Genomic DNA, 9,234 nt, shown 5'->3' with positions numbered 1-9,234 from the left:
CGCATATCTTCAGCATCTTTTTCGCGCGTCACAAAACCGTTATCTTCCAGTTTTTTTAGCACGCGCGTCACGACGGCTTCGTCGATCGTCAGAATGCGCGCAAGTTGGCGCTGGTTGATGCCCGGATTTTGGGATATGTGGATCAAAAAGGCATGGTCGGAATAATTGAGCCCATAAGGCTGCATCCGTTTGTTGATAAATTTTTGTGTCTGCCGATAAAGAATGGAAATCTGTCTTCCGATATCTTCTACCTGTTGGTTCCGCATAATGTACCCCCGAAAAATGTTTGCTAAGTCAAGTATTAAGATAAACAAAAACACTTGCTTTGTCAAGCATTTTTGTGGGGGAAATCATTCATTTTATATCTTTTTTGTGCTATAATATATCGGCAACGAAATTTTGAGCGAAACGGTAGAAGAAATGGATTTTTTTACACACATAACATCATTGCAGATTTTTGCACTCGTACTGCTGGCTGTGGGCGCGGTGATCAGCTTTACCGCCAAGCGCATCGCAAGACGGTTTTCGTATGAGCACGCAGACGTGGTATGGAAATTTATCGGGCTGGGATGCGCTGTCACCGGATTCCTGCTTGTTTTCATCTAATTATTTTTTGGAGGAAAGACGATGCAAAAAGAACTGAGCACGACGTATGATCCAAAGCAAACGGAAACAAAATTATACGAAAAATGGATGGGGAAAGGGTATTTCCATGCGGTCGTTGACCCGGACAAGAAACCTTTTTCTATTGTGATCCCGCCGCCCAACATCACGGGACAGCTCCATATGGGTCATGCGCTTGATAATATGATACAGGACGCGATCATCCGTACCAAGCGGATGCAGGGATATTCCGCGCTGTGGATGCCGGGAACAGACCATGCGAGCATCGCGACGGAAGTGAAGATCGTGGATGCGCTGCGCGAGGAGGGGATATCGAAAGAAGAACTCGGACGCGAAGGATTCTTGGAACGTGCATGGGAATGGAAAGCCAAATACGGCGGACGTATCGTAGAGCAACTGAAAAAACTTGGTTCTTCGCTCGATTGGGAACGCGAGCGCTTTACGATGGACGAGGGATGCAGCCGCGCTGTGCGCGAAGTGTTTGTGCGCCTGTATAATAAAGGATTGATTTATCAGGGCAGCCGCATCATCAACTGGTGCCCGGACTGCATGACCGCACTTTCCGACGCGGAGGTGGAATATGAGGAGCAGAGCTCGCATCTGTGGTATATGCGTTACCGCGCGCAGGATGGCGGTGAGGGCATTGTGGTCGCGACGACGCGTCCGGAGACGATGCTCGGCGATACTGCTGTAGCGGTCAATCCGGCAGACGGTCGCTATAAGGATTTGATCGGCAAAAATGTGATTCTACCGCTGCTTGATAAGCCCATCCCAGTGGTGGCGGACGAATATGTGGATATGGAATTTGGTACGGGGGCTGTGAAGATCACGCCCGCGCACGACCCGAACGACTATGAGGTGGGCGTGCGGCACGACCTGCCCATCGTACGCGTGATGAACGACGACGGCACAATGGCGGAAAATGCGGGCAAATATGCGGGACTTGACCGTAACGAGGCGCGTAAGGAGATCGTCGCGGACCTACAGGAGTTGGGTGCGATGGTCAAGATCGAGGAATATACGCACAACGTCGGGCATTGCTACCGCTGTCATACGGTGATCGAGCCGATTATCTCCAAGCAGTGGTTTGTTAAAATGAAAAGCCTCGCCGAGCCTGCCATTCAGGCGGTAGAGGACGGTCGCATCAAATTTGTGCCCGAGCGTTTTTCCAAAATATATTTCAACTGGTTATACAATATCCGCGACTGGTGTATTTCGCGCCAACTGTGGTGGGGGCACAGGATCCCCGCTTATACGTGCAGCGGGTGCGGCAAGATGATCGTGGCAACGGATATGCCGGACACCTGTCCGGACTGTGGCAACACGGTGTTTAAGCAGGAAGAGGACGTGCTCGATACATGGTTCTCGTCTGGCTTATGGCCTTTTTCCACGCTCGGTTGGCCGGACAAAACGCCTGAGCTTGACTATTTTTATCCGACGGACGTGCTCGTAACAGGATATGATATCATTTTTTTCTGGGTGGCCCGTATGATCATGTTTGGTTTAGAGATCATGGGGGACATCCCGTTTTCGACGGTGGATATCCACGGCATTGTGCGCGACGAGCAGGGGCGCAAGATGTCAAAATCGCTAAACAACGGCATTGATCCGCTTGAGGTGATCGATAAATATGGCGCGGACGCGCTGCGCTTTTCGCTTGCGATGGGTGTGAGCCAGGGCAACGATATGCGCTTCTACTGGGAAAAGGTGGAGGCTGCGCGTAACTTTGCGAACAAGATATGGAACGCGTCGCGTTTTGTGATGATGAATTTAAAGGGTGACGTTACGCCCATCGACGAAGCAAAGCTCGATATTGCCGATCAGTGGATATTGGGTAAGCTGAATGCCGCGATCCACGAGTGTACGGACAGCATGGAGAAATATGACTTAGGTCTTGCGGCGCAGAAGATATACGACTTTGCGTGGAACGAGTTCTGTGACTGGTACATCGAGATGGCGAAGCCACGGCTGTATGGCGAGGATGAAGATGTGAAGGCGGCGACGGTGAGCGTGCTTGTGTATGTGTTGAAAAACACGCTTAAGCTGCTGCATCCGTTTATGCCGTTTATCACGGAGGAGATATATACAAGCCTACCGGACGCGGACGAGACGATTATGCTGAGCGCGTGGCCGCTTGTGGAATATGAGGGCGGAAAAGTACAGGCGGAGATGATGAACGGCGTGATGGATATGATCCGTTCTATCCGTAACGTGCGTGCAGAAATGAACGTACCGCCGAGCGTGAAGGTGAAGCTGACCATTGTTTCCAAGCACAAAGAAGCGATCGAGGCATGCACGGAATACTTAAAGAAGCTGGCCTACGCAAGCGAAGTGGAGGTCGTGAATGACAAGTCGGGCATCCCGCAAAACAGCGTATCGGCTGTGTGCGCGGTGGGTGAAGCGTTTATGCCTTTGGCAGAGTTGATTGACGTGCAGAAGGAAATCGAACGCCTCAAAAAGGAAGCGGATAAAAACGCAGGAGAGATCAAGCGTGCGGAAGGTAAGCTGAGCAACAAGGGCTTTACGGACAAAGCGCCTGCGCATGTGGTGGAGGAAGAGCGGGCAAAGCTGAATACCTATCTTGAAATGCGTTCTAAACTAAGCGAACGGCTTGCGTTCCTTGAGGGGATGAAGTAAATGCAATATGTGCACCTTGCGGGAACGAACGCCAAGGGCTCCACAGCACAGTATATTGCCGGAATCTTGTCGCAAAAGCATACATGCGGGCTATTTACATCGCCGCATATTATTTCGCCGTGCGAGCGTATGCGTATCAACGGGAAGGATATCCCGGCGCGGCAATATGAAGAGTATATGGAAAAGGCAAGAGGTGAAAAGGATGATCACCTCTTTTCCGTTTGGACGAACGCGGCGTTGTTGTGGTTTGAAGACAACCATGTGGAATATGCCGTGATCGAGACGGGACTGGGGGGGCGGCTTGATCCGACCAACATCGTGCCGTCGAGGATGCAGGTCATCACGCCCATCAGCTACGATCATATGGCGCTTCTTGGGAATACGCTTACAAAGATCGCACGGGAAAAGTGCGGCATCATCAAGCCGGATTCTGTTGTGATCTCTCATCCGCAGGAAGATGAGGCCATGCGCGTGATCCGCGCAACATGCGAGAGGCAGAACGCGCGGCTCATCGTGCTTGACGAACAGGCGATACATGTACACGAAAGCGGAGTAGCAGGACAAACGTTTGATTTTACTTACAAAGGGAAGCGCTACCATGATCTTTTCATCCATGCGGCGTCGCCTATGCAGGTGCAAAATGCGTGTGTGGCGCTGATCGCTGCGGTGGAGCTTGGAATGGACGGGGAAGATATCGGGGCGGGGCTTAGAGAAGCGGTCATTCCGGCGCGTGTGCAGATGTGCGGGGATATTGTGATCGACGGGGCGCACAATCCGGCGGCGTTACGCGAGTTGTCGCACACGATCAAACAATATTTTGCGGGCAGGGATGTTACGGTGCTTGCCGCTGTCATGCGGGATAAGGATATTATGGGAATCACGCGCGAGATCGGTACGTTTGCCGACCGCGTCGTATGCACGTGCGCAGACAAAAAAAGAGGGCTGCCCGCACGTGAGCTGCAACCATATTTTTCGTGTGTGCAGTCAAACGAAGACCCTAATGCAGCATTTGTTGAAGCGCAAGCTCTTGCAAAACAAAAAAGAGGCATACTTGTGGTATGCGGCTCCTTTTACCTTGCCTCTTATGCACTGGGGCTTTTAACCGAGACTTGTGATGACGTGCTTATATAAAGAAATCGCATTGGAGCGCCAGTTATCGATCATGCGCTGTGCTTCTTCTTTGGAATAAACGATGCAGTTTAATTCGAATACGGTACGGTCGTCTTCCAACACTTTTAGGATCACGCGGTATTCGCCATCTGAAAGCTTGATCAGTTCGCCCACAAGCTGGGATTCCATCTTGAGCTCGGTGGCGTGCTGCTTTAAGTAATTGTCGATCGCCGCGCGAAAAGATTGCCGCAAATCATCCTGCAGCACCTCAAGCATATGCGCGCCTTTGTCAGTGATGCCGTATAGCACATTTTGCGGTGTTGCCTTGGAGTAAATATGCGCGCTTTGTGTAAGCTCGAAAAGGCATTCCTTCAGGTCAAAATAGCTCATAAACGAAAGCTCGCCCATGATGCGCACGATTTGTAGCTCGGAAAGGGCGATATCGCTTTTTTTTAGAAGATATAGCAGCAGTAGCTTGTTGTTTGCCACTGTTTGCTTTGGCTTTACCTGCATGATTCCACCTCAATCTCATTATAACATATACGCAAAAGTTTCAAAAGAAAGTATTGTGTTTTTGGGTGAAATCGGTATAATAGAAAGAGTTCGGGGTTGTAACTCAGTTGGTTAGAGTACTTCGTTGACATCGAAGAAGTCGCTGGTTCGAGTCCAGTCAACCCCACCAAATCGGTCATATCCGAACCTTTTCTTTTTAGATGGAGTGTTTGGTGTGAAAATCAGTTTGAAGGACAGGCGGTGAGCCTGTCCTTTTGTGTGTATGCTAAATACATATGATTTCAATTTTTGCTACAATATTATGTACTAAAGCATCAAATGAACTTTTATGTGCACGAGTAGGCAACGAGTAAAGGTCTAATAGATAAGGCCTCTGATTTATTAGAATAAAAATATGAGAGGCCTTATCTATTAGAAACAGGTGTAAAATCAACAAATTTCAACGTAATATGCCGAAACAACTTTAATTGCTGGATTATTCTAGTACTAAGTGATAAAATTAGTTACATGGTATAAGCTATTTGGAGGATGTTTATTTATGGCTACAACATCGCCAATAAAAAATACAAGCAAGGGCGATAGATTCAATTCTATTTTTGTTGAAGTCTGCTCTAAAAGCATGGAATTTACTAATCCTAATTGCGTTCGTATTTTTAGCTTAGATATCCAAAATAATTCTTTTTCTTATGTTGGGCTACATCAACTTTTACAAAATAACATTGGACGTTATGTCTTTTCAAGAGCTGCGATAGAACGGTTTTATCTAGATGATGAGACGGAGGCTATTAGTGCTAAGGCATTAGAACTATTGCGTGCCGCTAATAACCCACATGATTGTGGCGCTGGCGGTGAACTTGGAGAAATCTTGCTATATTTATTTTTGGAACAAAACTTAAATGCTCCTAAAATACTGAGCAAAATGGAGTTGAAGTCTTCTGAAAATCAGTATGTCTATGGAAGTGACGGAGTTCATCTGTTATTTTGTTCTGACAGTTCGGGGAAAGCTTTATGTCAGTTGGTCTTAGGCGAATCAAAAATTGTTGGGAGTCTTACATCAGCTATTGATGATGCATTTAAATCAATTACAAAAGTAATTGATACCCCTGACAATGAATTGCGTTTAATAGAAAGTAATATTTTTAAGGAATCCTTTGACAAAGAAACGGCAGACTATTTAAAGCAACTCATTATTCCTACAAAAAGAGACTTGAATATGCCAATTGACAAAGCGTTTGGTATATTTCTAGGCTATACCATAGAATTAGATTCCGCCTTGTTTTCCAATGCAGAATACCGGATTGCTTTGCAAAAAAAGATGATTGATGATATTACAAAACACACATCATACATAGAAGCGAAGATTAAAAAACAAAATTTGAATGCATATTCGTTCTATTTCTATATCCTTCCATTTGATAATGCTGCCAAAGATCGAGCGGATATAATAAATAAGTTGAAGGGTAAATAAAAATGGTAAAGACTTTTGGGGAATCTCTTTACGAGGACATTGACCATAACGAGTATCTCAAAGAATTATATAATGATATTTTGTTTAATTATTCAATTGCCTTGTTTAGAAACAATAAATCTATACCTAAAGATATAAACCTAAATCATGCCCTGCGTTTTGCGGACATTTTATCAAAATCTATACATCCTATGAAATCTGAAAAGCATAAAATGTGGGCGCAAGAAATTGTTGCCCTGTTAGACTTTTTGTATCCAAATGATTGTAGAATCAGATATTATATTGGTTCTATTTTATCTAGTGCAGGTAATTATCAAGGATTAGAATTGTATAAAGCATCATTTGGCGGAACAGATATATGGGATCAAATATACAATGAATATATTCGTGAATTGATGAAAGTTCCAGCAGACTCGGAACGTTATTTTTTTAAATCGCAGAGATTGATTTATAATTGTTTAGATCGTCAATATTTCAGTTACTCAGGTCCCACCTCTATGGGAAAGTCTTTTATCATGCGAATGTTTCTTAAGGAGCACGTTTTACAAAAGCATCAAAAAAATTTCGCAATTCTTGTCCCAACAAAAGCATTGATTAACGAGGTGTCTAGCAAGATAATTGAAGATCTAACTGACAATCTATCAAAATATGATTATAGGTTGATAACTTCGGCAGGTGCACTTTCATTACAACAAAAGCACAATTTTATTTTTATCTTAACTCCTGAGCGTTTATTATACCTCTTGTTAGATAATCCGATGATTAATTTAGATTATCTATTTATTGACGAGGCGCATAAGATATCTAGTAAAGATAGCAGAAGTCCGTTTTACTATAAAGTTATTGACTTAATAGTAAGAAAAAATAATAATACACATATTATCTTTTCTTCTCCAAATATCCCAAATCCAGGGATCTACTTGAAACTTATTCCACAGGCACAAACAGATACAGTGTTTGATTTAGCAACTTATTATGCGCCTGTAAGCCAAACGAAATATTTAGTCGATCTACAAGATCGTTCTATTCGAATATATAGCGAACCAAATAATGCTATGCTAGATGTCTGCTCTTTTAGAAGAGATGTAACATTAAGTGAGCTCATATTCCTTATTGGCAAAAATTCTCAAAACATTGTTTATTGTAACTCTACGTCAAAAGCAGTAAGTGGTGCAAGAGAATATGCTGAGAATTGTATCAAGAAATATGAGCCGAATTCGCAAATTATGTCCTTGGTTCGAGATATAAAAAATGAAATTCACGGCGACTATTATCTAGCAGAGGTATTAGAAAAAGGGGTTGCATATCATATAGGCTATCTTCCTTCAAATATCCGCATGAGAATTGAAGAGTTATATAAACAAGGTGATATCAAAACGATTTTTTGCACTAGTACGCTGGTGGAGGGTGTCAACCTCCCAGCGGATAATTTATTTATCACGAGTTGTAGAAATGGCATGTCAAATATGACCGCGGTGGACTTCAAAAATTTGATTGGTCGCGTCGGACGTATTGAGTACAACTTATATGGCAATGTTTTTTTAGTAGCTACCAATAGGCAGATGGATACAAAAAAATACGAAGAATTATTAGAAAAAGAAATCCCTGCACAAAAATTATCTCTTTATTCTGAGCTCACAAGACCTCAAAAGATTAAAATCATTGAATGCTTGGTGGCTGGTAATATTGAATTGCTGCGTTATCCTAAATCTCAGTCCGAAGATAATTATTCCCTAATGAGAAAATTTGCTATTATTTTGTTACGTGACATCTTATCTTCAAATGAAACAAGTGCTGTCTACAAAGGTTTTTTTGATCTATTAGATGAACAAAAAATTAGTAAAATAAAAGAAATGTTTCATGCCCAATCTCAAGATGATGATGACATAAATATTTCAACCGATCAGATAAATAATCTAACGGTGGCAATAGCAAAGGGACTAAAATATCCTGATCTAAATGAACATGGTCAAGTTGACTATAATACTTTGGTATCATTTTTGGAGAAGCTAAGTTCAATTTTCAAATGGGACAAATATGAGGTCAGTACTCTTGGATATCGCACAAAAAAGACGCAGCAGCTTGGAAAATTGAGATGGTATGCAGTAATATTAGCACAATGGATGACAGGAAATGGTTTAAATCTTATTATGAATGCTGCTATCGAACATAAACAACAAAATCCCAAGAGTGGTGTCAAAATAGATGGTCAGATTATTGAATACAATAACTCTAGAGAGCATAAGAATATAGTTATATCATCTACTTTGAATGCCATTGAGGACGTCATATTATTTAGAATAGCAAGTTATTTTTTAAGATTTTCTTTAGAATATAAAAAGCATCATAAAATTGAAAAACTTCAAAATGATTGGTATGAATATGTAGAATATGGAACCACAAATCTTTTCACTATCTTTTTACAACGAAATGGTTTCTCCAGAGAAACATCCACCTATATCAAAAAACATCGATGTGAATTCATTGTTGAAACAGAAGGCGATTATAGAATAAATAATCGGATTTTATTATGCACAAATGAAGGAGTACGTAAAGAGGCAGAAGATATAAAGTATAACATTCCTGAACTTTTTATCGATTGAGTATTTTTGTGAAGTAGTGCCATGATAAACATAGTAAATCCACATACTCTAAATGAAAGCTAGTATATATCATAGAAAGAAGTAAAGAATATGCCAAGAAATTACGATAACATTGAAGAAAAAATCTCTGAAACAGGCTTTTTTTCAGAATATCTTCCTCCTTGCTTTGAACTTGATAGAGCAGTTTTTTTGCACCCACCCACAGAAAATTGTGACTTAATTGAGCCATATTGTTATACAATGAGCCGCTTCAGTGGAAATGATGCTCGAAGAAATATA

8 protein-coding genes and 1 tRNA gene are annotated in these 9,234 nt (G+C 42.6%); 7 read left to right on the top strand and 2 right to left on the bottom strand.

Going from position 1 to position 9,234, the window contains the following annotated elements; translation table 11 throughout:
• A partial coding sequence (locus tag VB081_RS11145; protein WP_323400889.1) for a MarR family winged helix-turn-helix transcriptional regulator occupies positions 1-266 on the bottom strand: 266 nt, incomplete at its 3' end.
• A gap of 133 nt (positions 267-399) precedes the next feature.
• Between VB081_RS11145 and VB081_RS11140 the strand changes: the two genes are divergently transcribed.
• From VB081_RS11140 to VB081_RS11130, 3 genes are read left to right on the top strand one after another with little or no spacing between them, the layout of a single operon-like run.
• Positions 400-606 carry a hypothetical protein gene (locus tag VB081_RS11140; protein WP_323400888.1) on the top strand — a complete coding sequence of 69 codons (207 nt, stop codon included), beginning with the start codon at positions 400-402 and terminating at the stop codon, positions 604-606.
• A 21-nt stretch (positions 607-627) separates the two neighbouring features.
• On the top strand, positions 628-3,261 hold the full coding sequence (locus tag VB081_RS11135) for a valine--tRNA ligase (RefSeq protein WP_323400887.1): 2,634 nt from the start codon (positions 628-630) through the stop codon (positions 3,259-3,261).
• A complete protein-coding gene (locus VB081_RS11130; protein ID WP_323400886.1) occupies positions 3,262-4,392 on the top strand; it encodes a bifunctional folylpolyglutamate synthase/dihydrofolate synthase in 1,131 nt (376 codons plus the stop codon).
• Here VB081_RS11130 and VB081_RS11125 read toward each other — a convergent pair.
• A complete protein-coding gene (locus tag VB081_RS11125) occupies positions 4,360-4,884 on the bottom strand; it encodes a DUF4364 family protein (RefSeq protein ID WP_323400885.1) in 525 nt (174 codons plus the stop codon). The two genes, VB081_RS11130 and VB081_RS11125, sit on opposite strands and share 33 nt — an antisense overlap.
• Positions 4,885-4,976: 92 nt before the next feature.
• Between VB081_RS11125 and VB081_RS11120 the strand changes: the two genes are divergently transcribed.
• From VB081_RS11120 to VB081_RS11105, 4 genes are all read left to right on the top strand, one after another.
• Positions 4,977-5,053: transfer RNA gene (locus tag VB081_RS11120), tRNA-Val, on the top strand.
• Between the two features lie 369 nt (positions 5,054-5,422).
• Positions 5,423-6,352: a HamA C-terminal domain-containing protein gene (locus VB081_RS11115; RefSeq protein ID WP_323400884.1), complete on the top strand. Its 930-nt coding sequence runs from the start codon at positions 5,423-5,425 to the stop codon at positions 6,350-6,352.
• Positions 6,353-6,354: 2 nt separating this feature from the next.
• The gene (locus VB081_RS11110) at positions 6,355-8,955 is read left to right on the top strand and encodes a DEAD/DEAH box helicase (RefSeq protein WP_323400883.1); all 2,601 of its coding nucleotides are present in this window, start codon (positions 6,355-6,357) and stop codon (positions 8,953-8,955) included.
• A 90-nt stretch (positions 8,956-9,045) separates the two neighbouring features.
• Positions 9,046-9,234 (top strand): hypothetical protein (locus tag VB081_RS11105; protein WP_323400882.1); only part of this gene is annotated, 189 nt, incomplete at its 3' end.

Source organism: Christensenella sp. (assembly GCF_034927525.1).
In the GTDB taxonomy this organism is placed as follows: domain Bacteria; phylum Bacillota; class Clostridia; order Christensenellales; family Christensenellaceae; genus Christensenella.
The sequence above is the reverse complement of the archived record's forward strand: the minus strand, read 5'-3'. Positions and strand labels throughout refer to the sequence as shown.

Excerpts from the sequence above, each read along its gene's own strand:
- VB081_RS11135 (WP_323400887.1), top strand. The coding sequence starts at position 628 with ATGCAAAAAGAACTGAGCACGACGTATGATCCAAAGCAAACGGAAACA.
- VB081_RS11130 (WP_323400886.1), top strand. The coding sequence starts at position 3,262 with ATGCAATATGTGCACCTTGCGGGAACGAACGCCAAGGGCTCCACAGCA.
- VB081_RS11125 (WP_323400885.1), bottom strand. The coding sequence starts at position 4,884 with ATGCAGGTAAAGCCAAAGCAAACAGTGGCAAACAACAAGCTACTGCTG.
- VB081_RS11115 (WP_323400884.1), top strand. The coding sequence starts at position 5,423 with ATGGCTACAACATCGCCAATAAAAAATACAAGCAAGGGCGATAGATTC.
- VB081_RS11110 (WP_323400883.1), top strand. The coding sequence starts at position 6,355 with ATGGTAAAGACTTTTGGGGAATCTCTTTACGAGGACATTGACCATAAC.